Annotated in this window: 24 protein-coding genes and 1 pseudogene; 10 read left to right on the forward strand and 15 right to left on the reverse strand. The window is 51.6% G+C overall.

Annotated elements, in window-relative coordinates; translation table 11 throughout:
- Positions 1 to 200: 200 nt before the first annotated feature.
- Both mobB and mobA read right to left on the reverse strand, forming a co-directional pair.
- Positions 201 to 704 carry a molybdopterin-guanine dinucleotide biosynthesis protein MobB gene (mobB, locus tag ACVXHP_RS22465; RefSeq protein ID WP_447572201.1) on the reverse strand — a complete coding sequence of 168 codons (504 nt, stop codon included), beginning with the start codon at positions 702 to 704 and terminating at the stop codon, positions 201 to 203.
- A complete protein-coding gene (gene mobA / locus ACVXHP_RS22470) occupies positions 701 to 1,285 on the reverse strand; it encodes a molybdenum cofactor guanylyltransferase MobA (RefSeq protein WP_447572202.1) in 585 nt (194 codons plus the stop codon). Before mobA ends, mobB begins: the two co-directional genes overlap by 4 nt.
- Before the next feature lie 69 nt (positions 1,286 to 1,354).
- On the opposite strand from mobA, the gene ACVXHP_RS22475 reads away from it, so the two are divergent.
- The 3 genes from ACVXHP_RS22475 (at position 1,355) to dsbA (ending at position 3,327) form a co-directional block, all read left to right on the forward strand.
- Positions 1,355 to 1,624: a YihD family protein gene (locus ACVXHP_RS22475; protein ID WP_003028616.1), complete on the forward strand. Its 270-nt coding sequence runs from the start codon at positions 1,355 to 1,357 to the stop codon at positions 1,622 to 1,624.
- Between the two features lie 76 nt (positions 1,625 to 1,700).
- Entirely contained in the window at positions 1,701 to 2,687 is a 987-nt protein-coding gene (locus tag ACVXHP_RS22480) for a serine/threonine protein kinase (protein ID WP_047025939.1), read from the forward strand.
- Positions 2,688 to 2,703: 16 nt separating this feature from the next.
- Positions 2,704 to 3,327 (forward strand): thiol:disulfide interchange protein DsbA, encoded by a 624-nt coding sequence (gene dsbA, locus ACVXHP_RS22485; RefSeq protein WP_047025938.1) that lies wholly within the window; start codon positions 2,704 to 2,706, stop codon positions 3,325 to 3,327.
- Between the two features lie 13 nt (positions 3,328 to 3,340).
- Here dsbA and ACVXHP_RS22490 read toward each other — a convergent pair whose 3' ends face one another.
- Positions 3,341 to 4,204, reverse strand: coding sequence for an acyltransferase (locus ACVXHP_RS22490; protein WP_447572220.1), 864 nt, complete (start codon positions 4,202 to 4,204; stop codon positions 3,341 to 3,343).
- Between ACVXHP_RS22490 and ACVXHP_RS22495 the strand changes: the two genes are divergently transcribed.
- The 3 genes from ACVXHP_RS22495 to ACVXHP_RS22505 all read left to right on the forward strand — a co-directional run bounded on the left by ACVXHP_RS22495 (position 4,089) and on the right by ACVXHP_RS22505 (position 7,640).
- On the forward strand, positions 4,089 to 4,424 hold the full coding sequence (locus ACVXHP_RS22495) for a hypothetical protein (protein ID WP_233612887.1): 336 nt from the start codon (positions 4,089 to 4,091) through the stop codon (positions 4,422 to 4,424). The two genes, ACVXHP_RS22490 and ACVXHP_RS22495, sit on opposite strands and share 116 nt — an antisense overlap.
- A 215-nt stretch (positions 4,425 to 4,639) precedes the next feature.
- On the forward strand, positions 4,640 to 7,426 hold the full coding sequence (polA, locus tag ACVXHP_RS22500; protein ID WP_200009476.1) for a DNA polymerase I: 2,787 nt from the start codon (positions 4,640 to 4,642) through the stop codon (positions 7,424 to 7,426).
- A gap of 166 nt (positions 7,427 to 7,592) precedes the next feature.
- Positions 7,593 to 7,640 carry a spot 42 RNA, inhibition of DNA synthesis gene (locus tag ACVXHP_RS22505; protein ID WP_071892919.1) on the forward strand — a complete coding sequence of 16 codons (48 nt, stop codon included), beginning with the start codon at positions 7,593 to 7,595 and terminating at the stop codon, positions 7,638 to 7,640.
- A 120-nt stretch (positions 7,641 to 7,760) separates the two neighbouring features.
- Here the strand turns inward: ACVXHP_RS22505 and yihA are convergent, their stop codons facing one another.
- Positions 7,761 to 8,393, reverse strand: a complete 633-nt coding sequence (gene yihA / locus ACVXHP_RS22510; protein ID WP_042313572.1) for a ribosome biogenesis GTP-binding protein YihA/YsxC — start codon at positions 8,391 to 8,393, stop codon at positions 7,761 to 7,763.
- Positions 8,394 to 8,605: 212 nt separating this feature from the next.
- Between yihA and ACVXHP_RS22515 the strand changes: the two are divergent.
- The 3 genes and pseudogenes from ACVXHP_RS22515 (at position 8,606) to hemN (ending at position 11,029) form a co-directional block, all read left to right on the forward strand.
- Positions 8,606 to 8,851, forward strand: a pseudogene (locus tag ACVXHP_RS22515) (hypothetical protein).
- Between the two features lie 106 nt (positions 8,852 to 8,957).
- Positions 8,958 to 9,467 (forward strand): Der GTPase-activating protein YihI, encoded by a 510-nt coding sequence (gene yihI / locus ACVXHP_RS22520; protein WP_047025942.1) that lies wholly within the window; start codon positions 8,958 to 8,960, stop codon positions 9,465 to 9,467.
- Between the two features lie 188 nt (positions 9,468 to 9,655).
- On the forward strand, positions 9,656 to 11,029 hold the full coding sequence (hemN, locus tag ACVXHP_RS22525) for an oxygen-independent coproporphyrinogen III oxidase (RefSeq protein ID WP_447572203.1): 1,374 nt from the start codon (positions 9,656 to 9,658) through the stop codon (positions 11,027 to 11,029).
- A gap of 87 nt (positions 11,030 to 11,116) precedes the next feature.
- Here the strand turns inward: hemN and ACVXHP_RS22530 are convergent, their stop codons facing one another.
- The 4 genes from ACVXHP_RS22530 to glnA all read right to left on the reverse strand — a co-directional run bounded on the left by ACVXHP_RS22530 (position 11,117) and on the right by glnA (position 15,519).
- Positions 11,117 to 11,227 carry a YshB family small membrane protein gene (locus ACVXHP_RS22530; RefSeq protein WP_003028631.1) on the reverse strand — a complete coding sequence of 37 codons (111 nt, stop codon included), beginning with the start codon at positions 11,225 to 11,227 and terminating at the stop codon, positions 11,117 to 11,119.
- Between the two features lie 112 nt (positions 11,228 to 11,339).
- The gene (gene glnG, locus ACVXHP_RS22535) at positions 11,340 to 12,749 is read right to left on the reverse strand and encodes a nitrogen regulation protein NR(I) (protein WP_042313592.1); all 1,410 of its coding nucleotides are present in this window, start codon (positions 12,747 to 12,749) and stop codon (positions 11,340 to 11,342) included.
- Between the two features lie 11 nt (positions 12,750 to 12,760).
- Positions 12,761 to 13,810 (reverse strand): nitrogen regulation protein NR(II), encoded by a 1,050-nt coding sequence (glnL, locus tag ACVXHP_RS22540; protein WP_047025935.1) that lies wholly within the window; start codon positions 13,808 to 13,810, stop codon positions 12,761 to 12,763.
- 299 nt (positions 13,811 to 14,109) lie between these two features.
- Entirely contained in the window at positions 14,110 to 15,519 is a 1,410-nt protein-coding gene (gene glnA, locus ACVXHP_RS22545) for a glutamate--ammonia ligase (protein ID WP_047025934.1), read from the reverse strand.
- A gap of 380 nt (positions 15,520 to 15,899) precedes the next feature.
- Between glnA and typA the strand changes: the two genes are divergently transcribed.
- The gene (gene typA, locus ACVXHP_RS22550) at positions 15,900 to 17,723 is read left to right on the forward strand and encodes a ribosome-dependent GTPase TypA (RefSeq protein ID WP_008786988.1); all 1,824 of its coding nucleotides are present in this window, start codon (positions 15,900 to 15,902) and stop codon (positions 17,721 to 17,723) included.
- A gap of 69 nt (positions 17,724 to 17,792) precedes the next feature.
- On the opposite strand, the gene ompL is transcribed toward typA, so the two are convergent.
- The 7 genes from ompL to yihT all read right to left on the reverse strand — a co-directional run bounded on the left by ompL (position 17,793) and on the right by yihT (position 26,525).
- On the reverse strand, positions 17,793 to 18,485 hold the full coding sequence (gene ompL / locus ACVXHP_RS22555; RefSeq protein ID WP_447572204.1) for a porin OmpL: 693 nt from the start codon (positions 18,483 to 18,485) through the stop codon (positions 17,793 to 17,795).
- Between the two features lie 66 nt (positions 18,486 to 18,551).
- Positions 18,552 to 19,973: an MFS transporter gene (locus ACVXHP_RS22560; RefSeq protein ID WP_047025932.1), complete on the reverse strand. Its 1,422-nt coding sequence runs from the start codon at positions 19,971 to 19,973 to the stop codon at positions 18,552 to 18,554.
- Positions 19,974 to 20,019: 46 nt separating this feature from the next.
- Complete coding sequence (locus ACVXHP_RS22565; RefSeq protein ID WP_047025931.1) at positions 20,020 to 21,402, reverse strand: MFS transporter; 1,383 nt, start codon at positions 21,400 to 21,402, stop codon at positions 20,020 to 20,022.
- Between the two features lie 45 nt (positions 21,403 to 21,447).
- Entirely contained in the window at positions 21,448 to 23,484 is a 2,037-nt protein-coding gene (locus ACVXHP_RS22570) for an alpha-glucosidase (protein ID WP_447572205.1), read from the reverse strand.
- 48 nt (positions 23,485 to 23,532) lie between these two features.
- Positions 23,533 to 24,375 (reverse strand): aldose-1-epimerase, encoded by an 843-nt coding sequence (locus ACVXHP_RS22575; protein ID WP_304702935.1) that lies wholly within the window; start codon positions 24,373 to 24,375, stop codon positions 23,533 to 23,535.
- Between the two features lie 18 nt (positions 24,376 to 24,393).
- Positions 24,394 to 25,635 carry a sulfoquinovose isomerase gene (gene yihS / locus ACVXHP_RS22580; protein WP_047025928.1) on the reverse strand — a complete coding sequence of 414 codons (1,242 nt, stop codon included), beginning with the start codon at positions 25,633 to 25,635 and terminating at the stop codon, positions 24,394 to 24,396.
- Between the two features lie 14 nt (positions 25,636 to 25,649).
- Positions 25,650 to 26,525, reverse strand: a complete 876-nt coding sequence (gene yihT / locus ACVXHP_RS22585; protein WP_047025927.1) for a sulfofructosephosphate aldolase — start codon at positions 26,523 to 26,525, stop codon at positions 25,650 to 25,652.
- Between the last annotated feature and the right edge of the window lie 13 nt (positions 26,526 to 26,538).

The raw sequence follows: 26,538 nt of genomic DNA on the forward strand, positions 1-26,538 counted from the left end.
CAGAAGTGAAACGCCGTAGCGCCGATGGTAGTGTGGGGTCTCCCCATGCGAGAGTAGGGAACTGCCAGGCATCAAATAAGTGAAGAAGCCCATCCTGCCGGATGGGCTTTTTTGCGTCTGTGCGAAATGAAACCTGCCGGATACGGCGTTCCGCCTTATCCGGCTTACCAAAGCGCATCAGGCGCATCACCACACCGCAGTTATCGTCTTGCCCACTGCGTAACAAATTCTGCAACTTGCTGTATATCATTAATATCTAATAATGGAACATCCACAGGTAACGGAACATCACTGGCAACCGCGATAACAAACTCATCCATCACCAACTCTTCTGGGCTATGTCCGCAGCCCTCGCGAAAAAGCAGGATTTTCGCGACAGGTTCATGCTTAAATCCCTCAACCAGTACCATATCCAACGTCGAAGCATCCATCCTGCTTACCAGATACGCTAAATCCAGTTCGGGTTCTTCCGGTGTTTCTACCATTAACGCCCAACGTTGCTGGCTGGCGACCAGTGTTTGCGCCGCGCCTGCCTTACGCAGCTCATAGCTATCCTTGCCGGGCTTGTCGACATCCATATTGTGATGAGTATGCTTAATCAATCCGGGTCGAATACCTCTGACGCGCAGCTCAGGGATCAGTTTCTTAAGCAGCGTGGTTTTCCCTGTGCCGCTCCATGCCGCAATGGCAAGTAATGGGATCATGATTTTTCCTGCCATTTTGCGAGTTCTTCAGGCGTGTTCACGTTTACGAATGCATCTTTATGATCGCTGAAATCGACGGCATGACCGCCAGCCTGACGCATAAACACCATGACGCGTCGTTCACCTGACTGAAGATAATCCTGTAGCAAGGGCTGCAAGGAGCGGTGCATCAGGGCAATTGTCGGGTGATCTCTTTCCCCATCATGCACCCAGACGATTGGTGCAGCTTTGCGCTGCTCTTTTAAACGAGAGACCAGATCGTGAGGAATATAGGGCATATCGCACGGGCAGAACAAAAACCAGTCCCCCGCTTGCTGCAGGAATACCGACAGCATCCCGGCCAATGGGCCAGGGAAATCGGCCAGGGTATCGGGAATAACTTTCAGGCCGCTTTGTTGGTAGATATCCCGGTGGCGATTGGCATTCACTACTACGGTTTCGACCTGCAAAGCGAGGGTATCGGCTACATGCCGCCAAAGCGGTTTACCGTCCAGCTCAAGCAGACCTTTATCCGTTCCGCCCATTCGTCTGGCCTTACCGCCCGCCAGTACAACCCCTGTTATTGCACTATCCAGAATCACTGATATCGCCTCTTTTAATGTGGGATTGACCCTGCTAACGTATCCGTATTGAGCCTAAGGAGCACAACCATGAAATGTAAACGCCTGAATGAAGTTATTGAACTCCTCCAGCCAGCCTGGCAGAAAGAACCCGATCTTAACCTGATGCAATTTTTACAGAAACTGGCGCAAGAGTCAGGTTTTGACGGTGAACTGGCGGATTTAACTGATGACATTCTGATCTATCACCTGAAAATGCGTGACTCGGCGAAAGACGCCGTCATCCCAGGTATTCAGAAAGATTATGAAGAAGATTTTAAAACTGCCCTTCTCCGCGCACGTGGCGTAATTAAAGAGTAAAAGCTTGTAATCGCCGCCACCGAAAGCGCTGCGAAATGATATCCTGAATCATTCGTAGTATTTTCCGGATGATGGGATGAACGACAACGCTTTTACTTTCCAGACGCTACACCCGGATACCATCATGGATGCACTGTTTGAGCAGGGGATCCGGGTGGACTCCGGGCTTACCCCGCTTAACAGCTATGAAAACCGTGTCTATCAGTTTCAGGACGAAGACCGCCGACGCTTTGTCGTTAAGTTTTATCGCCCTGAGCGTTGGTCCGTCGATCAGATCCAGGAAGAGCACCAGTTTGCTCTGGAACTGGTGAGCGATGAAGTGCCGGTTGCTGCACCGCTGGTACTGAACGGCCAAACGTTGTTAAGCCATCAGGGTTTCCATTATGCTATTTTCCCAAGCGTCGGCGGACGCCAGTTTGAGGCAGATAACATCGATCAGATGGAGGCGGTTGGGCGCTATCTGGGGCGTATGCACCAGACCGGCGGCAAGCGCAATTTCGCTTTCCGCCCCACGATTGGCCTTGAAGAGTATCTGACCGAACCGCGTAAACTGTTTGAACAGGCCCAACTTATTCCATCAGGGCAAAAAGCGGCCTTCCTGAAAGCAACGGATGCACTTATTACAGTGGTTACGGAACGCTGGCATACGCGTTTTGCCACGTTACGCCTGCACGGCGATTGTCATGCCGGCAATATTCTGTGGCGTGACGGTCCAATGTTTGTCGATTTAGATGATGCCCGCAATGGCCCGGCTGTTCAGGATTTATGGATGCTTCTCAACGGCGATAAAGCTGAACAACGCATGCAGCTTGAAACCATTATCGAGGCTTATGAAGAGTTTAGTGAGTTCGACACGACAGAAATCGGACTGATCGAACCTTTACGTGCTATGCGTTTAGTTTATTATCTTGCATGGCTGATTCGACGTTGGGCTGACCCTGCGTTTCCAAAAAACTTCCCGTGGTTAACCGGGGAAGATTACTGGCATCGTCAGACCGCAACTTTTATTGAGCAGGCAAAAATTCTGCAAGGTCCCCCCTTACAATTAACGCCAATGTATTAATCGGAGAAACTTGAACATGAAAAAAATATGGCTGGCGCTGGCTGGTATGGTTTTAGCTTTTAGCGCATCTGCAGCGCAGTTCCAGGATGGCAAACAGTACATCACTCTGGAAAAGCCTATTGCGGGTGAACCGCAAGTGTTGGAGTTCTTCTCCTTCTACTGCCCGCATTGCTACCAGTTTGAAGAAGTACTTCATGTGTCTGATAACGTGAAGAAAAAACTGCCGGAAGGCACCAAGATGACCAAATACCACGTCGAGTTTCTTGGGCCTTTGGGTAAAGATCTGACTCAGGCCTGGGCTGTTGCTATGGCACTTGGCGTTGAAGATAAGGTCACTGTTCCGTTGTTTGAAGCTGTGCAGAAAACCCAGACCGTTCAGTCTGTTGCAGATATCCGTAAAGTGTTTGTCGACGCGGGTATTAAAGGCGAAGACTACGATGCGGCATGGAACAGCTTCGTGGTGAAATCACTCGTGGCGCAGCAGGAAAAAGCGGCGGCTGATTTGCAGTTGCAGGGCGTTCCGGCAATGTTCGTGAATGGCAAATATCAGGTAAACCCGCAGGGCATGGATACCAGCAGCATGGATATCTTTGTACAACAGTATGCGGATACCGTGAAATTCCTGGTTAGTCAGAAGTAAAAGTGAAAGCCGGTCATTGACCGGCTTTTTTGTTTGTGGCTTTAATCGCATCTATTTGCGCGTCTTTCTCGCTCCAGAGCGTATTCAACCATAGCTGAAACCGACGTTTGAACCCCTTATCGTTCACGTAATCACCGTGCAACTCTTCTTGAATTTGCTCCAGGTTCACCCGCACGACAATACGCGTTAATTTGCCGCTCAGCATATCGTAGAAAGGGCGGCTGCTATTTTCCGGGTAGCACAGCGTGACGTTCAGCAACTTATCAAACTGCGACCCCAGCACATTCAATGCCATAGCGATACCGGCCGCCTTAGGTGGGAGCAGGTTTTGATAGGGGGAGCGGGTTTGCTCACGTTTCGCATGAGTAAAGCGTGAACCTTCGACAAAATTCACGATAGTTGTCGGGTGTACGCGAAATTTCTCGCAGGAGCGACGCGTTGTTTCCACGTCTTTACCGCGCCGTTCCGGGTGACGGAGCAGGTAGCCGCGTGAATAACGTTTCATAAACGGCATATCCAGCGCCCAGCAGGCCAGGCCAATAAACGGCACCCAAGCCAGCTGTTGCTTGAGAAAATATTTATTCATTGGGATATGCTTACGGAACAGAACGCAAAGCACAACGATATCGGCCCAGCTGTAATGATTACAAATGAGCAGATACCAGTTTTTTTTGCTAAGACCTTCCAGCCCTTCGACGTCCCACTTCAGTCGTGGATTAAGGTGCAGCAGTAGCGCCAGACCTTCACACCAGCAATACATCATGAAATTACAGAAGATGGAAACCTTGCGCCAGACGACAGGAACAGGCAAAAGGAGTTTTATCACCCCGGCAAGGATGATCGGCACAGAACAAAAAATCGTGACCAATATGGTCAATACGATACTCAGCAACAGCGTTATCGCAGCGAGTATTCTTGTCATAATTAAATTATTCAAAAGGTTAGCCATAGACAGTGCGCTAAAAAGGCGCAAGGGGCTGATTTTATCAGAAAACGAGCCAAATGATGGATCTTCACTGAATAGAAAAAAAAGGAATATCTATCCACATCAGGGTACAAGCGATAAAAATGGAATAAAATGCTGCGAATTTATTTAACCTGATGAAATACATATAAAAATATAATGAATCAATAATTATCTTGCTATATTTAAAGAGCTGAAAATTATTTATTCACAAAGTTATCCACAGTCTTATTTGCGAGCAAAGCAGAAGAACTGCAAAAGTTTTTCGACAAAAACGGCGAAAAACTCATGTTTTCATCCCGTCTGTGGCATCCTTTACCCATAATCTGATAAACAGGCACGGACATTATGGTTCAGATCCCAGAAAACCCACTTATCCTTGTAGATGGCTCATCTTACCTTTATCGCGCATATCACGCTTTTCCGCCGCTGACTAACAGCGCAGGAGAACCTACTGGTGCGATGTACGGTGTTCTCAACATGCTGCGTAGCTTGATTTTACAATATCAACCGACCCATGCTGCTGTGGTATTTGACGCTAAGGGTAAAACCTTCCGTGATGAATTATTCGAGCATTACAAGTCACACCGCCCGCCAATGCCTGACGATCTGCGTGCGCAGATTGAACCTCTACATGCGATGGTAAAAGCGATGGGGCTGCCATTACTGGCTGTTTCAGGCGTGGAAGCGGATGATGTTATCGGTACGCTGGCGCGTGAAGCGGAAAAGGTTGGTCGTCCGGTGCTGATCAGTACCGGTGATAAAGACATGGCTCAGTTGGTGACACCGAACATCACCCTGATTAACACCATGACCAATACGATCCTCGGCCCGGATGAAGTGGTGAATAAGTACGGTGTGCCACCTGAGCTGATCATTGATTTCCTGGCGCTGATGGGCGACTCCTCCGATAACATTCCTGGCGTACCTGGCGTGGGTGAAAAAACCGCTCAGGCCCTGCTCCAGGGCTTGGGGGGGCTGGATACCCTTTATGCTGAATCTGACAAAATTGCGGGGCTGACTTTCCGTGGTGCGAAAACCATGGCGGGCAAGCTTGAGCAAAATAAAGAGGTGGCGTACCTCTCTTATCAATTAGCGACCATTAAAACAGATGTTGAGCTGGAGTTAACCTGCGAGCAACTGGAAGTGAAGCAGCCCGCAGCAGATGAACTGCTTGGCCTGTTTAAACAGTATGAGTTTAAGCGTTGGGTTGCAGACGTAGAAGCCGGTAAATGGCTACAGGCGAAAGGAACGAAGCCGGCGGCTAAACCGCAGGAAACCATCGTCGTCGAGGCTACGCCGGAAGAACCGGCGACGGCTCTTTCGTACGATAACTACGTGACGATTCTGGATGAAGCGACGCTGGAAGAGTGGATCGCGAAGCTGAAAAAAGCGCCCGTCTTCGCTTTTGATACAGAAACTGACAGCCTGGACAATATCTCTGCGAATCTGGTTGGACTGTCTTTTGCCATTGAACCGGGCGTGGCTGCCTATGTCCCTGTTGCCCATGACTACCTGGATGCTCCCGATCAGATCACTCGCGACCGTGCGCTGGCGCTGCTGAAGCCGCTGTTGGAAGACGAAAACGCGCATAAAGTGGGACAAAACCTGAAGTACGATCGCGGCATTCTGGCGAATTACGATATCGAACTGCGCGGCATCGTCTTTGACACCATGCTCGAGTCCTACATTCTTAACAGTGTTGCTGGTCGACACGATATGGACAGCCTGTCCGATCGCTGGCTGAAACATAAAACCATTACCTTTGAAGAGATTGCCGGAAAGGGCAAAAACCAGCTGACCTTTAACCAGATAGCGCTGGAAGAGGCTGGTCGTTATGCCGCGGAAGATGCCGACGTTACGCTACAGCTGCACCTGAAAATGTGGCCGGAATTGCAACAGCACAAAGGGCCGCTGAACGTCTTTGAAAATATCGACATGCCGCTGGTGCCGGTTCTGTCTCGCGTTGAGCGCAACGGTGTGAAAATCGATCCGGCTGTTCTGCACAAACATTCAGAAGAGCTGACGCTGCGTTTGAACGAGCTGGAGCAAAAAGCGCACGAGATTGCCGGAGAAGCGTTTAACCTCTCTTCCACCAAGCAACTGCAAACCATCCTGTTTGAAAAGCAGGGCATTAAGCCGCTGAAGAAAACGCCAGGCGGCGCGCCATCGACGTCGGAAGAGGTACTGGAAGAGCTCGCGTTGGATTACCCGTTGCCGAAAGTGATCCTGGAATATCGCGGGTTGGCAAAACTGAAGTCGACCTATACGGACAAGCTTCCGTTGATGATTAACAAGAAAACCGGGCGCGTACATACCTCTTATCATCAGGCGGTTACCGCGACCGGGCGCTTGTCTTCAACGGATCCGAACCTGCAAAACATCCCGGTACGTAATGACGAAGGTCGTCGTATTCGCCAGGCGTTTATTGCACCGGAAGACTACGTGATTGTTTCCGCGGACTACTCGCAGATTGAACTGCGTATCATGGCGCATCTCTCGCGTGATAAAGGTTTGCTTACCGCATTTGCCGAAGGGAAAGATATTCACCGCGCAACCGCCGCTGAAGTCTTTGGCTTACCGCTGGATTCAGTAACTAACGAACAACGCCGCAGCGCGAAAGCTATCAACTTCGGTTTAATCTACGGGATGAGCGCCTTTGGTCTTGCTCGCCAGTTAAATATTCCGCGCAAAGAAGCACAGAAGTACATGGATCTGTACTTCGAACGCTACCCTGGCGTGCTGGAATATATGGAACGCACACGCGCACAGGCAAAAGAGCAGGGTTACGTTGAAACGCTGGAAGGGCGTCGCCTCTATTTGCCGGATATTAAATCCAGTAATGGCGCTCGTCGTGCAGGTGCTGAACGTGCCGCGATCAACGCCCCGATGCAAGGTACTGCCGCAGACATTATTAAGCGAGCCATGATAGCCGTAGACGGATGGCTGCAAACCGAGCAACCGCGCGTGCGCATGATCATGCAAGTTCACGATGAACTGGTGTTTGAAGTGCACAAAGATGACCTGGAAAGTGTGTCTAAAAAGATCCATCAACTGATGGAAAACGAGACCCAGATTGACGTGCCGCTATTAGTGGAAGTCGGTAGTGGTGAAAACTGGGATCAAGCGCACTAAGGGTTTACTGAATAACGGCCTTTTTTCGTAACTAAGCAACATAAGATAGAACTTTTTGTGATGTTCATTAGAATTCCCTCTGTAAGGAATGAAAAAAAATTACAAAAAGTGCTTTCTGAGCTGCTCAAAAAAGAGTAAAGTTATTCACGTAGGGTACAGAGGTAAGATGTTCTATCTTTCAGACCTTTTACTTCACGTAATCGGATTTGGCTGAATATTTTAGCCGCCCCAGTCAGTAATGACTGGGGCGTTTTTTATTGTGCGCAAGAAAAGTTTCGCTCACGCCGTAGGCCGGATAAGACGCGCAGCGGCGCCATCCGGCATAGCGGGGGGTTTATTCCCCGTCCTGAATCTCTTCAACCGGTGCCAGTTCACTAAACCAGCTATCCAGCTTCTGACGCAATTTGTCTACGCCCAGCTTTTTCAGTGATGAAAAGGCTTCTACCTGCACATCACCATTAAACGCCAGCACGGCTTCACGTACCATATTCAGTTGAGCTTTGCGCGCGCCGCTGGCCAGCTTGTCTGCTTTAGTCAGTAGCACCAGAACCTGAACGTTGCTCTCTACCGCCCACAGGATCATCTGCTGATCCAGATCCTTAAGCGGGTGACGAATATCCATCAGTACCACCAGACCTTGCAGGCTCTGACGTTTTTCCAGATATTCAGCCAGTGCGCGCTGCCATTTGCGCTTCATCTCTTCCGGCACTTCGGCGTAACCGTACCCCGGCAGGTCAACCAGGCGTTTGCCGTCAACGACTTCAAACAGGTTGATGAGCTGAGTACGGCCCGGTGTTTTAGATGTACGTGCCAGACTCTTTTGATTAGTCAGGGTATTTAGCGCACTGGATTTGCCTGCGTTGGAACGGCCAGCAAAAGCCACTTCGATTCCGGTATCGGAAGGTAGGTGGCGAATATCAGGCGCACTCATCACAAAATGCGTCTGTTGATAATTCAAGTTAGTCAAAGCGGTCCTCTCCATCAATCAAGGCTTTGCAGCGATTATACCTGAACACCAGCAAAAGGCTGGTTTTTCGACGCGTGGCCTGTGTAAGTAAAAACCTCGCACTTTGTGAGACATTGCCGATAGTATCTATACGAGATGACAGTGTAAAAAATGACATGGCCTAAATAAATCATAGCGTTACGGTTAGGCACTATTCTTAAAATCCGAAATTGTTGCCTTGGTTACTTGTACGTTTAAACCAAAACGTTAAAGTAGTGCCCATAGCGAGGAAGCTGACAGGATAGACGACTCAGGATGAGGGTCAGGAGCGCCAGGAGGCGAAGACACAGGATTGTCAGGAAGACAAACGTCCGGAGACGTTAGTAAAAGGAAATGGAAACAACACGGAATGTTTCAGGCTAAGGGAAAAACAGGGTGTGTTGATAGCCAACAGGGATAGTAGAGCCCGTAAGGGTTGAGAGTCAGGAAAAAAGGCGACAGATTACTCTGTCGCCTTTTTTCTTTATTTCTGCTAGATTCCGGCGCAAATATATACTGAATTAAAACAGCCAAAGACGAATCATGATGAAACCAACTTCTACACCACGCGGTAAAGGTCCTGCAAAAGCGCGTCGTAAAACACGCGAAGAAATTAACCAGGAAGCTCGCGACCGTAAGCGCCAGAAAAAACACCGTGGCCATGCGGCGGGTAGCCGTGCGTCCGGTAGCGATGGCGCATCTGGTGGCGGAAAGCAAAATAAGCAACAAGATCCTCGTATTGGCAGTAAAACCCCCATTCCATTGGGCGTGACCGAAAAAGTCACCAAACAGCACAAACCGAAGAGTGAGAAACCTATGCTTTCACCACAGGCTGAGTTGGATTTACTGGAAACGGATGAGCGCCTGGATGCGCTGCTGGAGCGTCTTGAAGCAGGAGAAACCCTGAGTGCGGAAGATCAGACCTGGGTTGATGCCAAGCTGGATCGCATTGATGAACTGATGCAAAAGCTGGGTCTCTCTTACGATGACGAGGAAGAAGAGGAAGAAGAAGAAAAACCGGAAGACATGATGCGCCTGCTGAAAGGCGGCAACTAACGGTTTTACACCGTGGGTCTTCCCGTCCTGCTTATAACCCTTCCGGTTATATGTTATCTGGTGTGGTTATTCGTTAAACTACAGCGGTTGTCGCGGCGACAGAAGTGGCTGCGCAACCGGCTTATTACCCGCACAGGGGTTAAGCCGGTACGCCGTACCCGCCAGAGACGCCATCGGAAGGAGTGAGCATGTCAGAGCAGCTAATAGACTGGGACCTGGCCCTGATCCAGAAATATAACTATTCCGGGCCACGATATACCTCGTACCCAACCGCGCTGGAGTTTTCTGAAGACTACGGCGCCGAGGCGTTTTTAAACGCTGTGGCGCGTTACCCTGAGCGTCCGCTCTCGTTGTACGTTCACATCCCGTTCTGCCACAAACTGTGTTACTTCTGCGGCTGCAACAAGGTTGTGACGCGTCAGCAGCATAAAGCCGATCAATACCTCGATGTCTTAGAACAAGAAATCATTCATCGCGCACCGCTGTTTGCCGGACGCCATGTCAGCCAACTGCACTGGGGCGGCGGCACACCAACGTATCTGAATAAAGCGCAAATCAGCCGTTTGATGTCGTTGCTGCGTGGCAACTTCAACTTTAACGCGGATGCGGAAATCTCGATCGAAGTTGATCCGCGTGAAATTGAACTGGATGTACTCGATCATTTACGTGCTGAAGGTTTTAACCGCCTGAGCATGGGCGTACAGGATTTCAATAAAGAAGTGCAGCGTCTGGTTAACCGTGAGCAGGATGAAGAATTTATCTTTGCGCTGCTGAATCATGCGCGGGAGATTGGCTTTACCTCGACGAACATCGATCTGATTTATGGCTTGCCAAAACAGACGCCGGAGAGCTTTGCCTTTACCCTGAAACGTGTGGCTGAACTGAATCCAGACCGACTTAGCGTCTTTAACTATGCGCACCTGCCAACGCTGTTTGCTGCTCAGCGCAAAATCAAAGATGCCGACCTGCCCAGCGCGCAACAAAAGCTGGATATCCTGCAGGAGACCATCTCTTCACTGACTGAAACAGGTTATCAGTTCATTGGCATGGATCACTTTGCTCGCCCGGATGACGAACTGGCGATTGCTCAACGCAAAGGTGTGCTGCATCGTAATTTCCAGGGGTATACCACCCAGGGCGATACCGACCTGCTGGGGATGGGCGTATCGGCCATCAGTATGATTGGCGACAACTACGCGCAGAACCAGAAAGAGCTGAAGCGCTATTATCAGCAGGTAGACGAGCAGGGAAACGCGTTATGGCGAGGCATTGCTCTGACCCGTGATGACTGTATTCGTCGGGATGTGATTAAGCTTTTGATCTGCAATTTCCGCCTCGACTACGCCGCCGTGGAACAGCAATGGGATCTGAATTTTGCTGACTATTTTGTCGAAGACCTGAAACTGCTGGCGCCGCTGGCGAAAGATGGGCTGGTGGATGTGAATGAGAAGGGAATTCAGGTTACGCCTAAGGGCCGCCTGCTGATTCGGAATATTTGCATGTGCTTCGATGCGTATCTGCGCCAGAAAGCGCGAATGCAGCAGTTCTCGCGCGTCATTTAACTGGGTTGCCCGGTGGCGCTGCGCTTACCGGGCCTACGAAATATCAATCCGTAGATCGGGTAAGCGCTAGCGCCATTCGGCACATCGTTAGCTGAACAGTCCAACCAGCGCCGCGCACAGCACTGCGGCAACCGCAGTTTGTGGCGTATGGCTTTCGACCGCACCGCTCGACAGCAGATTAATCATTGATTCCAGCATGATGACTTCCCCCCGTTAGCCGGGCACGATCATACTTAACTCATCGGAACAGTAAAGCGCAAAATAGCAGCAATTTGCGCTCAATTATCAATCTTTACACTGTGACCGAGCGTCACTCCATTCCGAGTTCTTTTAACTTACGCGTCAAGGTATTACGGCCCCAGCCGAGCAGGCGCGCGGCTTCCTGTTTATGCCCTTGGGTATGACGTAGCGCGGTGGTCAATAGCGTGCGCTCCATTTCTGGTTGAGCTTCAGAAAGCAAGTTTTGATGACCGGAACGTAATGCCCGGTCTGCCCACTGTGCTAACAGCGTTGCCCAACTGTCCGGCTGCATAGGGGACGGCGCGTCTGGCACGCTGGTTTCAAAAAGCTCGGCCGGCAAGTCCTGAATCAATACTTCCTGTCCGGCAGCCATGACGGTTAACCAGCGGCAGGTGTTTTCAAGCTGGCGTACGTTGCCCGGCCAGGCCAGACGCGTAAGCGCTGCCTCGGTTTCGGGATGTAATTGCTTGGCTTCCACCCCCAGTTCGCGGGCGGCTTCCTGCAGGAAATGACGTGCCAGGCGAGGGATGTCTTCCCGACGTTCACGCAGCGGGGGCAAATGCACGCGAATGACGTTCAGACGGTGGAATAAATCCTCACGGAATTTGCCTTCCTGTACGCGCAGTTCCAGATTCTGGTGCGTGGCGGCGATGATGCGAACATCCACTTTCACCGGCGCATAACCGCCCACACGGTAAAACTGTCCATCGGCTAATACGCGCAGTAAACGCGTTTGCACGTCCAGCGGCATATCGCCGATTTCATCGAGGAACAGCGTACCACCGTCAGCCTGCTCAAAACGTCCCTGACGAATGGTATTTGCCCCGGTAAACGCCCCTTTCTCATGACCGAACAGTTCAGACTCGATCAAATCTTTCGGGATCGCCGCCATGTTCAGCGCGATAAACGGCGCTTTGACGCGTGGGCTGTGGCGGTGTAGGGCATGAGCGACCAGCTCTTTACCGGTCCCGGACTCGCCATTAATCAATACGCTGATTGAAGAACGGGAAAGCCGGCCAATAATGCGAAAAACATCCTGCATCGCCGGCGCTTCGCCAATGATGTCGGTCGTTGGACCGTGGATTTGTACATTACGCGGCTGCTGCTGTTCCTGATAATGACTGATGGCGCGTTCGACCAGCGCCACGGCTTCGTCAATATCAAAAGGTTTGGGCAGATAATCAAACGCCCCTTGCTGGTAGGCGCTGACGGCGGCATCCAGATCGGAATGCGCCGTCATTATGATGACCGGAAGCATCGGATGACGCTGTTTAATCTGTTTTAACAGCGTCAGACCGTCCATACCCGGCATGCGAATGTCTGACAACAGTACGTCCGGTGTTTTGCTGGCCAGCGCGTCCAGCACCTCTTTACCGCTTTCAAATGCGGTACAGCTCAGACCAGCCCCTGCGAGCGCACGTTCTAGCACCCAACGGATGGAACTATCGTCATCAACAACCCAGACTATTCCTCGTTGCATAAACGTCACCTTTATTTCCTGATAGGCAGGTAAACCGAGAACTCGGTATGACCCGGCCAACTGGTAAATTCAATTTTGCCGGAATGCTGATCAATTAAATTACGGGCGATGGATAACCCAAGGCCGGTACCGCCCTCGCGACCGCTGACCATTGGGTAGAACAGCGTGTCCTGTAAATGAGAGGGAATACCCGGGCCGTTATCCTCAACATCGATCCGCGCCGCCAGACGGTAACGCACGCCGTGCAGCGTGAGCTGAAACGCAGTGCGGGTACGTAGTACGATCTCTCCGCCTTCCGGCCCTAACGCTTGCAGGGCATTGCGCACGATATTCAGCAGAACCTGTTCTATCTGGTCCGGGTCGTGCAATAACTCAGGCAGGCTCGGATCGTAATCACGAATTAGCGTTACGTTTTCTGGCACTTCCATCGAAACCAGCGCCACTACACGCTCCGCCACTTTGTGAATACTTTCCGTGACGTGCATGCCCGGTTGTTGCGGTCCTAACAGACGGTCGACCAGATTACGCAGGCGGTCGGCCTGCTCAATAATGACTTTGGTATATTCGGTCAGCGCCGGGTCCGGGAGCGCTTTACTGAGAAGCTGCGCCGCGCCGCGTAACCCGCCCAGCGGGTTTTTAATTTCATGCGCCAGACCGCGGACCAGATCGCGGGCGGCAATTTGCTGGGCATGCTGGAGCTGTTCCTGACTCAGACGGCGCTGGTTATCCATTGGCGCCATCTCCAGCAGGATAAGGCCATCAGGCAGCCTCTGGGCGGTCACAGAGAGGATATGTGAGTGGCTGTCTATCACCAGCGTCACTTCGTTATCCGTAAAGCCCTGACCGGCTTCCAGGCTCTCACGCATCAGTCCGATGTTTAACGAGAAATAACTCAACAGATCGGGCAGCGGTGTACCAAACAGTTTGCGGGAGCTTTGAGCGAGCAACTGCTGTGCCGCCGGGTTGGCGTAATGTATCGACAGCTCATCGTCGACGAGTAAGATGCTATTGATTAAAGAATTGAGGATCTGCCCAGCATCGGGCAGCGTGCCGGTTGCCATTCAGCAGTCTCCTGAAAAGTGTTGCACCATTTTAGTGCATTATAGCTTTTTATGGATAAAAAGCGCGAGAAAGCAGGTTGTTAGTGGAGAAAAAAGCCCATCCAGAGATGGGCTAAAAGTTCCACGGCAACTAAAACCTTCGTCTTTCTCCCTACAGCTGTGTTGGCTGCTTTCGCTCACCCCAGTCACTTACTTATGTAAGCTCCCGGGGATTCACTCAATTGCCGCCTTGCTGTAGCAAGAAATCCATTGGTTATTACACCCTCTGCACGTTTTTATGTGAGAGTGTAAAAGTTAAATTAAACGCTGTAGTACAGCTCAAACTCTACCGGGTGCGGCGTCATGCGCACACGGTCATCTTCTTCACGACGCAGCGTAATGTACGCATCGATCGCTTCATTGGTGAACACGCCGCCTGCAGTCAGGAACTCACGGTCCAGATCCAGTTCTTTCAGTGCTTCTTCCAAAGAACCCGCAACCTGTGGGATCTCTTTCGCTTCTTCAGGCGGCAGGTCGTACAGGTTTTTGTCCATCGCTTCGCCCGGGTGGATCTTGTTCTTGATACCGTCAAGGCCGGCCATCAGCAGCGCGGCGAAGCACAGGTACGGGTTAGCAGCCGGGTCCGGGAAACGCACTTCGATACGACGCGCTTTCGGAGAAGCCACCACCGGAATACGGATGGAAGCAGAACGGTTACGGGCAGAGTAAGCCAGCATGACCGGCGCTTCGTAACCCGGGACCAGACGCTTGTAGGAGTTGGTGGTCGGGTTAGCCAGGGCGTTGATGGCTTTAGCGTGTTTGATTACGCCGCCGATGTAGTACAGCGCCTGCTCAGACAGACCCGCGTATTTGTCACCGGAGAACAGGTTTACGCCGTTCTTGGACAGGGACATGTGGCAGTGCATGCCGGAACCGTTATCGCCGAACATCGGTTTTGGCATAAAGGTCGCGGTCTTACCGAAGCGGTGCGCAACGTTGTGAACCACATATTTGTAGATCTGAATTTCGTCCGCTTTTTTGGTCATGGTGTTAAAGCGGGTCGCGATTTCGTTCTGGCCTGCGGTTGCCACTTCGTGGTGATGCGCTTCAACGACCAGACCCATTTCTTCCATGATCAGACACATGGTAGAACGGATGTCCTGAGAAGAATCTACCGGAGGAACCGGGAAGTAACCACCTTTCACGCCAGGACGGTGACCTTTGTTACCACCTTCGTATTTGGTGGAAGAGTTCCATGCGCCTTCGATATCATCGATAGCGACGTGGGAACCGGAAATGGATGCGCCGAAGCGGATGTCGTCAAACAGGAAGAACTCTGGCTCTGGCCCGAACAGCACGGTGTCTGCGATGCCGGTAGAACGCAGGTACTCTTCAGCGCGTTTAGCGATGGAGCGCGGGTCGCGGTCGTAGCCCTGCAGCGTACCGGGTTCCAGGATATCGCAACGGATGATCAGGGTAGACTCTTCATAGAACGGGTCGATGAGTGCAGTAGACGCATCTGGCATCAGAACCATGTCTGATTCGTTAATGCCTTTCCAGCCACCGATTGAGGAGCCGTCAAACATTTTGCCTTCTTCAAAGAATTCGGCATTTACCTGATGAGCAGGAATAGTGACGTGCTGTTCTTTACCTTTGGTATCAGTGAAGCGCAAATCAACAAACTTCACTTCGTGTTCGTTCAGCATCGTCAAAACGTGTTCAGCGGACATACTTACTCTCCCGGATTGGTCATGGTCGTCGTGGTAACGAAGTCTTCAATTCTGCAAAAAATTGGCCGTGTCGCCGTAAAAAATATAAAGCGAAATCTGTGCCAACTTTTAAATTGCCCCTAAAAGGCGTTATCATGCGCACTATCGTGCAAAGGGGCTGCACCATGAAGGATGTATTGCACCATTATAGTGCTTTAATGTGAACATTAAGCACCATATTGGTGCAACGCACCCCAGATTACCCCTTTTAACGCTCCGTGAATGTGATCACAAAGAAACTCTGCAATACTTGTTTGCGGAGGATGTTTGTGATCCTGTTTTGTACTGCGATTAATCCGTGTACAATAACGCGCTATTTCTAAAATGCCTGAGGCAAAGTTGTGATCGAAAATTTGCGTAACATCGCCATCATCGCGCACGTAGACCATGGTAAAACGACCCTGGTAGACAAGCTGCTCCAACAATCCGGTACGTTCGATGCACGTGCTGAAACCCAAGAGCGCGTGATGGACTCCAACGATTTGGAGAAAGAGCGTGGGATTACCATCCTCGCTAAAAACACCGCTATCAAATGGAATGACTACCGTATCAACATCGTTGACACCCCGGGGCACGCCGACTTCGGTGGTGAAGTTGAACGTGTAATGTCCATGGTCGACTCCGTGCTGCTGGTGGTGGATGCAATGGATGGTCCGATGCCGCAGACGCGCTTCGTGACCAAAAAAGCCTTTGCCCATGGCCTGAAGCCAATTGTTGTTATCAACAAAGTTGACCGTCCTGGCGCGCGTCCTGACTGGGTTGTTGATCAGGTATTCGACCTGTTCGTTAACCTCGACGCTACCGACGAGCAGCTGGACTTCCCGATCGTTTACGCTTCCGCGCTGAATGGTATCGCAGGTCTGGATCACGAAGATATGGCGGAAGACATGACTCCGCTGTATCAGACCATCGTTGATCGCGTACCGGCTCCGAGCGTAGACCTTGATGGCCCGCTGCAGATGCAAATCTCTCAGCTGGACTACAACAACTACGTTGGTGTTATCGGTATCGGCCGTATCAAACGCGGTAAAGTTAAACCGAACCAGCAGATCACTATCATTGATAGCGAAGGCAAAACCCGTAACGGTAAAGTCGGTAAAGTTCTGACCCACCTGGGTCTGGAACGTATCGAGAGTGATATTGCCGAAGCAGGCGATATCATCGCGATCACCGGTCTGGGCGAACTGAACATCTCTGACACCATCTGCGACCCGCAGAATGTCGAAGCGCTGCCGGCTCTGTCCGTTGATGAACCGACCGTAACCATGTTCTTCTGCGTAAACACCTCTCCGTTCTGTGGTAAAGAAGGTAAATATGTTACCTCTCGTCAGATCCTTGACCGCCTGAACAAAGAGCTGGTGCACAACGTTGCGCTGCGCGTTGAAGAAACCGAAGATGCGGATGCGTTCCGTGTATCCGGTCGTGGTGAGTTGCACTTGTCTGTTCTGATCGAAAACATGCGTCGTGAAGGTTTCGAAATGGCGGTTTCCCGTCCGAAAGTTATCTTCCGCGAAATCGATGGCCGTAAACAAGAGCCGTTCGAAAACGTAACGCTGGACGTTGAAGAGCAGCATCAGGGTTCTGTGATGCAGGCTCTGGGTGAGCGTAAAGGCGATCTGAAAAACATGAATCCAGATGGCAAAGGCCGCGTACGTCTCGACTACGTGATCCCAAGCCGTGGTCTGATCGGCTTCCGTTCAGAATTCATGACCATGACCTCCGGTACCGGTCTGCTGTATTCCACCTTCAGCCATTACGACGACGTTCGTGCGGGTGATGTGGGTCAGCGTCAGAACGGCGTACTGATCTCCAACGGCCAGGGTAAAGCAGTTGCGTTCGCACTGTTCAGCCTGCAGGACCGCGGTAAGCTGTTCCTGGGTCACGGTGCTGAAGTTTACGAAGGCCAGATCATCGGTATTCACAGCCGCTCTAACGACCTGACCGTAAACTGCCTGACCGGTAAGAAACTGACCAACATGCGTGCGTCCGGTACTGATGAAGCAACGGTTCTGGTTCCGCCGGTTAAGATGACTCTGGAGCAGGCTCTGGAATTCATCGATGACGACGAACTGGTAGAAGTGACTCCAACCTCTATCCGTATCCGTAAGCGTCACCTGACTGAAAACGATCGTCGCCGTGCAATGCGTGGCGCAAAAGAAGAGTAATTAACGCTCTTTCTCAGGTAAGCATAAAAAAGCCGCTGATTATCAGCGGCTTTTTTTATCTCGGGAGTATCAGAAGAAATACTTTGCCCCAACACGAATCTGATTTTGTTCGCGATGATAGGGTTCCACATTACGATCTAACCAGCGTAATTCCAGGTAGGGCAACCAGTGTTCATTGATACGATACTTAAAGGTATTCGTAATTTCCCAGTGATGATCTTTTCCGTTACTGCTGTTGAAGTCATTGACTCGTATAAAATAGTGCGGCTCGAAAGTATAGGAAAATTTATCGGTGATAGTAAAATTCCAGTAGTTACCTATTTCATAGGTATCATTATTGTCCAGGTCACCGTTTAGATCGGTTGAACTATAGTTATTATGGTTATAACGGTTACGCACGGTAAGATTAAACCACGGGGTAAATTTATAGTTAACATCCAGGTAGGCAGCGCCACCGGAACCCGTACTCTTATCGTTGATCAACCCACCGGGCTGAATAGTTAATTTGTCCGTCGGTTTATATAAAGGATACCAGCCTTCTATTTCGTTATAGCCGTGTTTTAACTCATCCTTGCGTTGCATGGTGTAGGTGTTGGTGAGCATGATACCTGCGCCCATATCGGAGTTATAGCCAACACGCATCATCACTTCTATCTGATCGGATGCCAGATTATATGCCTCGCGGTTCTCGACATAGGCACCGGCAAAAACAGAAGTGGACACAACAGAGGATAAGAGAATTATTGTCGTTAACTTTTTCATAATAAATCCATTTTTTAAGCGTAGGGAGGCCGCCATCCATTAAGATGGAATAAGCGGCAATTATTTTTATACGTTTACAGCAGAGGTATTATTTTTAGTGGTAACAGGATCCGCTTGAGTGTTCTTTTTCTTCCGTTGGCTGATTTCCTCAATAATAAAAGCAAAACGAGTTTCATTGAGTTTATAAAATAAACCCATCGTGAGTGCTGCAATAATCGCAAGTCCGCATGGCCACAGGAAAATAAGCTGACGCAAACCGAGCAGGGTGGCATCGCTCTGGGCTATGTTGGGGATATAACCGATTTGCGTCAGCATGATGCCTGGCAGGAAGCCCGCGAGCGCAGCGGAAATTTTGCGAGAAAAGGTGTAACCCGTATACACCGAGCCTTCCGCGCGGATCCCCGTTTTCCATTCGCCATAATCGACCGTATCCGGAACCAGCGCCCAGTTCAGGCTGTTTACGAATGCTGTCCCGAAGAAAGCCATACAGGAGAACGTCACGAATAAAAATGACGTACTGCCCCAGAAAAAGTTCAGTACATCGCCAATAGCCCATAATGCCAGACCGCCGAGATAAACCTGCTTTTTACCGAAGCGTTTCACGGCCGCAGGAACCAGCAGCACACCGACCAAAATGCATCCCATGCTGAAAAAACCCATCCACGACAGCAGATGAATATCGTTGAGCACGTACTGGGTGTAATACACCTGGATTGCCAGCTTGATGTTGAATGCGGCCAACGTGCACAGGTTGGCAACACACAGCACCAGCAACGGGGGGTTACGGAAAATGGCACAGAATGATTTGAGAATACTGGGCTTATGGTGGTCCGGCACGATTTCGATATAGCGTTCTTTCACACCGCTAAAGCACCACCACATGCTGAACAGTCCGCAGACCGAAAAGATCAGTGCGGCAATCAGATAACCCAATGAGGGGGAACTGACAAATAGCGCCTGAATCGGCATAAAGCCAACGGTACACAATAACAGGCCAATGGTGGCGCCGCCCTGACGCCAGGCGGCGAGCTGAGCACGTTCATGTGGATTTTTCGTGATTGCAGGCACCATCGCGCCGTAGGAGCAGTTCATCAGGCTATAGAACAGACCGAACAGCATGAACAACACCGTCGCCAGCCCGGTTTTCACCGTGAGCGTAAAATCTGTAGCTAAAAACTGCGCGCTGGCCACGACGGCGACAGGAAATGACGCATACAAAATAAAGGGCCTGAATTTCCCTTTTGCGCCAATATTTCGCCTTGAGTCCAGCAATACACCGGTCAGCATATCGGTAAAGGCGGTGAAGAATTTCGCCACCAGAAAGATAATCCCGCCGTAATATGCAGGCATCCCTAGTTCATCGGTATAAAATTTAAGCAGATACAGCGTGCCGATACACAGCATCAAATTTGAGCCGAAGTCACCCACTCCGTAGGCGAATTTTTCACGCAGGCTCAGTTTTAGCGTTAGCGGATCATGAAAAGACATAATCGCTCCTCAATAGCGCCCCGCAGAGCGCTATTCATTATTATTATCAAACGGGTTGTTTACGTGCTTCTATCTCTTCAACGATGCGGACATACATCTTTTCGTTGAGATTGTAGAAACAGCCCATTGCGACGATGGTGATGACTGCCAGGGCACACGGATAAATAAAGATCAGCTGACGCAAACCTTCGACCGTATTCGCAGATTGCACCACGTTGGGGACGTAGCCGATTTGCGTCAGCATCCAGCCAGGGAAGAAGCCTGCCAGCGCCTGTGAAACTTTACGGAAGAAGGTGAAGCCAGTGTATACCGTGCCTTCAGAACGTACGCCGGTACGCCATTCGCCATATTCCACCGTATCGGAAACCAGCGCCCAGTTCAGGCTGTTGACGAAGGCTGAGCCGAAGAACGCCAGACAAGAGAAGGCGACAAAGCTGACTGAGCCGCCGCCAAAGAAGTAGTTAAGCAGATCGCCCGCGACCCAAATCAGCAGCCCGCCAATATAAACCTTCTTCTTGCCAAAACGTCTGACCATCCCAGGCATCAGGAAGACGCCAATGAAGATACAGCCCATGCTGAAAAAGCCCATCCAGGAAAGGAGGATCGGATCGTTCAGTACGTACTGGGTGTAATAGACCTGAATCGCCAGCTTGACGTTGAATGCGCCCAGCGTGCAAAGGTTGGCAACGCACAGAATAAATAGCGGTCGGTTACCGGCGATGGCGCGGAAGGATTGCAGTAATCCCGGTTTTTGCGCGGCATCCACGGGTTTCACTTCCACGTAGCGTTCTTTAACCCCGGCATAGCACAGCCACATAAATAACAGGCCAAACAGCGAGAACAACGTGGCGGCGAAAATATAAGCCAGCTGTGAATTGCCTTCGATCAGGTTCATCACCGGGACAAAGCCGACGGTGCACAGCAGCAGGCCGAGCGTTGCGCCTCCTTGTCGCCAGGCAGCCAGCGACGCGCGTTCGTCCGGGTTTTTCGTGATTGCAGGCACCATCGCGCCGTAAGAGCAGTTCATCATGCTGAAGAACAGTCCGTACAGCATAAACAGCACCGTTGCCATGACCGTTTTACCAGTGACTTCAAACGGTGTTCCGACAAAGTTGGCAATCGCCAGCAAGGTAACCGGAAATGCGGCATAAAGGACGAATGGACGGAATTTCCCTTTCGGGCCTATTTTACGGCGCGAATCGAGCATAATCCCGGTGCCCATATCGGTAAACGCGGTAAAAAACTTGGCAATAAGGAAAATGATACCGCCATAAGTTCCCGGTAAACCAAGGACATCGGTATAAAACTTGAGTAAATAGAGCGTCCCAATATCCAGCAGGATATTGGAGCCTAAATCACCCATCCCATAGGCGAGTTTTTCTTTGAACGGCAAGCGTAGGGTTGCCGGATTAGAGGAAGTCTGACTCATTATTATTCTCCATGTGCCCGCGAGTTGCCCCGCGGGCGAGCCGTGTTAGATGTTGCGTAAAGTGGCAAACAGTGACGCCCATTCACTCTTCGCGCGATAAAACACCGGAGGCTGGCCAATCGGCGCATCAACGGTAATTTCACCTCCCTGGTAAGTTTCCCCGGTCCAGACGTGGACCCAGCTATCCTCTGGCAGATACAGCGTCCAGTTTTGCTGGTCCTGTTCGTGAACCGGCGCCACCAGCAGATCTTGTCCCAGTAGGTACTGATACTTCAGGGTGTAGGTGCGCGCATCGTCTTCGTAATGCAGGAACAGCGGGCGCATTACCGGCAGACCGGTAGCGCTGTTTTGCGCGACGGCCTGTTTGAGATACGGTTTCAGGGTGGTAAAGACGGTGGTCATGCGGGCAAAGTGGGCAATGGTTTCCGCATCACCATCAAACTGCCAGTTATCGCCAGGGCGGTTACCTTCATGGGTGCGCATCATCGGGGTGAATGCGCTGAAATCACACCAGCGTAGCAACAGCTCTTTGCTGCGTTTCATGTCAAACAACGTGGTGTAACCGCCGATATCGCTGTGGTGCAGACCGTGACCGGTCATCGCCAGCGACAGTGCGGCAGGAACGACCGAAGCCAGTCCATCATCAAGGCTCCAGTCCACGTTCTGATCGCCTGCCCACATCATGGTGGAGTACTTCTGGCTGCCGGTGTAGCCCGCACGCATAAAGAACAGGATCTCGCCGAGCTTGCCGGTCTCCTGTAGCGCTTCGTAGTTACATTTCGCCCACAGTGCGGGCCACGCATTATGCATAATTTCGGCACTGACGCCGTTGTGCAGGTAAGTGTCAGTTGGCAGGTATTCGCCAAAGTCGGCCATCCAGCCGCCGCAGCCCAGCGCGATCATGTTCTTTTTGATGACTTCTTTGAACCAGGCGTAGGCTTCGGGGTTGGTCAGATCGACCACGCCGCCGTAAAACTCGCCGAACTCAACCAGATAGTCATCGCCCGAAGCATCTTTCGCCAGATAACCGTGTTTGGCTGCTTCGGCGCAGAGATCTTTGTCGCTGGCGACGTACGGGTTGATATAGGAGAGGAACTGCACGCCTTCTTCTTTCCACTGCTTAATACGACTGTCCAGTTGCGGGTAGTTGTCGCTGTTCCACTTCCAGTTCCACATTACGCGCTTGCCAAAGGAAGTCATGCGGATCCCGGACCAGTCCTGCGCCCAGATGCCGTTTACCTTCACGCCAGCGTTACGCATGGTGTCCAGTTTGTTCTGACAAACCTCAGTCCCGCCCTGAATACCGAGCGTGACGCCGTCGTAAATCCAGTCCGGCAGCTCCGGCTGGCGGCCTAACAGCGCGGTCAGTTTTTCCAAAAGAGAGATGTAGGTTTCGGCGCACTCAATACGCAGAGTCGTTTTGTCTTCCCACAGAGCGAGTTCGTGATACTCCGGTGCGCTGAAGTCGAAATTCATATAGCAGCTGTTATCAACGTGGCAATAATACTTCTGTGTACTGACAAAGGTTGGCTGCGGGAAGAAGGTCCAGTAGTAGTCACCGCCGGCATTTTCTTTGCAGTCGGCCTGCCACGTGACATAGCTGTTTTTGTTGCGGCCCACGCCCTGTTCGCTGGTCCACAGTGGGAATGGCTTACCGCGCAAATCGAAATAAGAGAACTGTTCGCCGCAGCCGTAAATATGATCGTCCGGCCTGGCGGCCAGGCGCAGCCAGATACGGTTATGGCTGTGTTCCTCGTTATGGAGATCGAGCTTCAAACGACCCTGTTCATCGGTGGAGATGTGCAGCGTGGCGTTGATGGTATTACCGCGGCTGAAATCGACCCGCCAGCCCTCAGGCGTCTCACTGACCGTGGCGTCGGTCAGGGCAATCTTCTCATTGAGCTTGTCTTTAATGCTGAAGTTACCGCGGAACATATCAATGTCGGCAACGCCAGCGCCGATCCACAGGCAAGGGGTCTCTGCGCTGTGACGTAAGATCAGGCGCTGGTGGTACGTCAGCGTAAATCCATTTTGTAACGTCGTCAGTTCTAATGCGGTGGACCGTTGTTGTAGCGAATTCATTTTCGTCTCCGTAAAAATAGGGTATTTCGGTAATTTGTCGGAAATCTGTTATTCACTGCCGATTAAAAAATGCATTTGATGCGTTTCTCCGGGCGCGAGATGAATCAGGCTTACCCCGGAGTTAAAGGCGTCGGGCGGGCAGGTCATCGGTTCTACTGCCAGGCCGCGCCGTGCTAATTTTTCGCCGGTATACACCTGCAGCCAGGGCTGGTGGCTGCGTAAATACGTCGACATGTTTTGAGCGGGACTTGTCATCCTTACCTCCCACTCAGCGTCAGGCTGTAAGGTCCTGAACGTCTGATCGAGAGTGGTTTGCGCGATTAAGCGCGGCGTTGTGAAATTGCGTTCATCACAGGTTTCTTCACTCGCCGGGAGCGTTAATTCACAGCTATCGATGGGTTGCAAATTGCAGGTCAGGTAGGGATGTGCTCCCGCGCCATACGGGGCGATTTCGTCACCCACATTCTGTGTACGAATAAAGACGTGCAGTCCGCGGGCAGCATCCAGCCGGTAAATCACCTCTGAATGCAGCGCGAAGGGATAACCATAAGAAGGCGGTAGAAAAATCGTCAGCGACACTTCCGTGTTTGACAGTTGGTTAATCTGCCAGTCTCGCCAGGCCAGTAATCCATGAATGGCGGTATGCGAAACAAGGTCGTTAACGGCAAGCTGAAAGATCTTGCCGTTATGTTGATAGCAGCCGTCTGCAATACGGTTTGGCCAGGGAATTAACACTTTTCCCAAATGTGCCAGCGGCATCTCTTCCGGCTGATGTGGAATAACGACGTGACGCCCAAGGTGCGTCAATTCTGCTAACCCAGCGCCAACCGTGACGATTTTCGCCTGGTAATGGCCAGCCTGAAGATGAAGGGTTTTTCCACCGCTATGCATGACAGCTCACCTCGTGACTTATTTGGCGTTGATATCCAGCAGACCGGCTGCAACTGCCGGTGCAAGACCCGGAGCCAGCGGCAAACGTGGGATCACGAGGCAGTGCAGCAGATGGTAAATATCCTGCTTACCGTCCCAGACTTTGGTGGTCACCTTGTTATCGGTATCCAGCTCCTGCCACCACGAACCGGTCTCGTAGTCCATCAGATACGTGATGCAGTAATCCCACCACTTCTGATACCAGGCTTCGTACTGGCTGTCGCCGGTGAGGGTGTAGAGGGCGTAAGCGGTGCCCATGGCCTCGACTATCGGCCAACGCACTCTTTCGCGCACGATGGGTTTTCCGTCCCAGTCTACCGAGTAGACAAAGCCGTCTGCGCCGTCCGGCGCCCAGGCATCGCGGATGGTGGCGTGGAACAGACCCTTGGCATCTTCCAGCAACCAGGCGGGAGGCGTTTCAAAACGGGCCTCCAGCGCGGCATGCAGATGCAGCATCAGGCGGCCCCACTCGATCCAGTGGCCCGGCGTGCCGCCGTAGGCGCGGAAACGATGCGCTGGATTATCTTTGTTGTAATCGCGGATTGGGTTCCACTGTGAATCGAAGTGTTCGTTGACGCGATATTCCCCGCTGCGAGCCACGTCGTGAATAATGACCGATGCGATACGCAGCGCGCGATCGAGCCATTTGCGGTCATGAGTAACGTCATAAACGATCAGGAAAGCTTCAACCGCGTGCATGTTGGCGTTGCCGCCGCGGTAATCTTCCGTCTGGCTGAAGGCTTCGTCCCAGGACTCCAGACACATCTGCTCATCTTCGCTCCAGAAGTACTTCTCAATCACGTCGATAGCGTCATCCAGTAATTGTCTGGCCTGCGGATGGCCGGTAGTGACCGCGCTGGCAGCGCCAAGTAAGACGAAGAAATGCTGATAGCCCTGTTTGGAGGCATCCATCACGCCTTCGTCATTTACGCAGGCGTACCAGCCGCCGTAACGTGTGTCGCGTAGCGCGCCGTTCAGCGCCTTAATTCCGTGATCGACTAACTGATATGCGCCGGGGCGACCCATGGATGCCGCAACGGAGTAAACGTGTAGCATGCGGGCGGTGATCCACAGATGCGTACCCATATCCGCTCTGACCTGGCCACTATTTCCCAGCCAGCCAAAACCGGTAGGGACAGCAGCATTTTTACCAAAGTTAAAAATGCGGTCAGTTTCCTGCTCCAGCCAGCGGTTGTGGCTTAAGGTGTTAAACCATTTCATGCTTTGATCCTCGATTAACGGCGGGCCATCATTTCGTCGACGATATCGCCCAGACGCTGCAACTTAGGTGCGGAAACGTCGCGCAGCATCAGTTCAGTGTCCGGCAGGCCAATAACTGATGACCAGACAGCACGTCCGGCCAGGAAGCCAGATGCGCCTGCGGTCATTGCTACGCTGACTGCGCGCGGGAACAGTTTTTCATCCACGCCAGAGGAGAGGATGACCCACGGCATGTTGATGTTTTCATTCAGGCGCTGAGAGGCGCTGAGCAATTCCTGTTGGGTCCCTTTACCGTACAGCGGCATCTCGACCTTGTAGAGATCGGCACCGCTATCGCCCAGCTCTTTCGCGGCATCGATAATGGCCTGTTCGCGATCGAACTTATCGCCACGGCGCGGTGGACGAACAACCGGCTCGATGATGCTCAGCAAGCCATTGGAATGGCATAGCGCATTGAATTCTTTCACCATATCCAGGCGCTGCTGGGCATCTTCATCGCTACGCCACAGCACCAGCAGTTTGAGAGCCTTGGCGCCATCTTGCTTCACGGCCTGCGGGTTAATTTTTTTATCAATCACCACGCTATCGACCGGAATGCCGTTACCCGGAATAAAGTCATCAGCGGCAACAATCATGGCGCAACTTTTGGCGACCGCGTTTTGCTCTACGACCTGGCGGTAGCAGAACTGCTGATCGACCAGAATGGCGGATGCATAGGGGGAAAGGATCTTCGCCGCATTGACTTTAAAGTCAGTCAGCACGCTGTCACAGACCGGCGATTTTGCACCCGCTGCGGCAAACATTAAGCGCATGGCCTCGCGCTGATCGACTGCCAGCATGGCAAAACCGCCGGAAGCTCGGGTGATATCTTTCAGGGTGTACTTCGTCATTGTTCAGTCCTTT

This window comes from Citrobacter freundii complex sp. 2025EL-00176 (assembly GCF_053309355.1).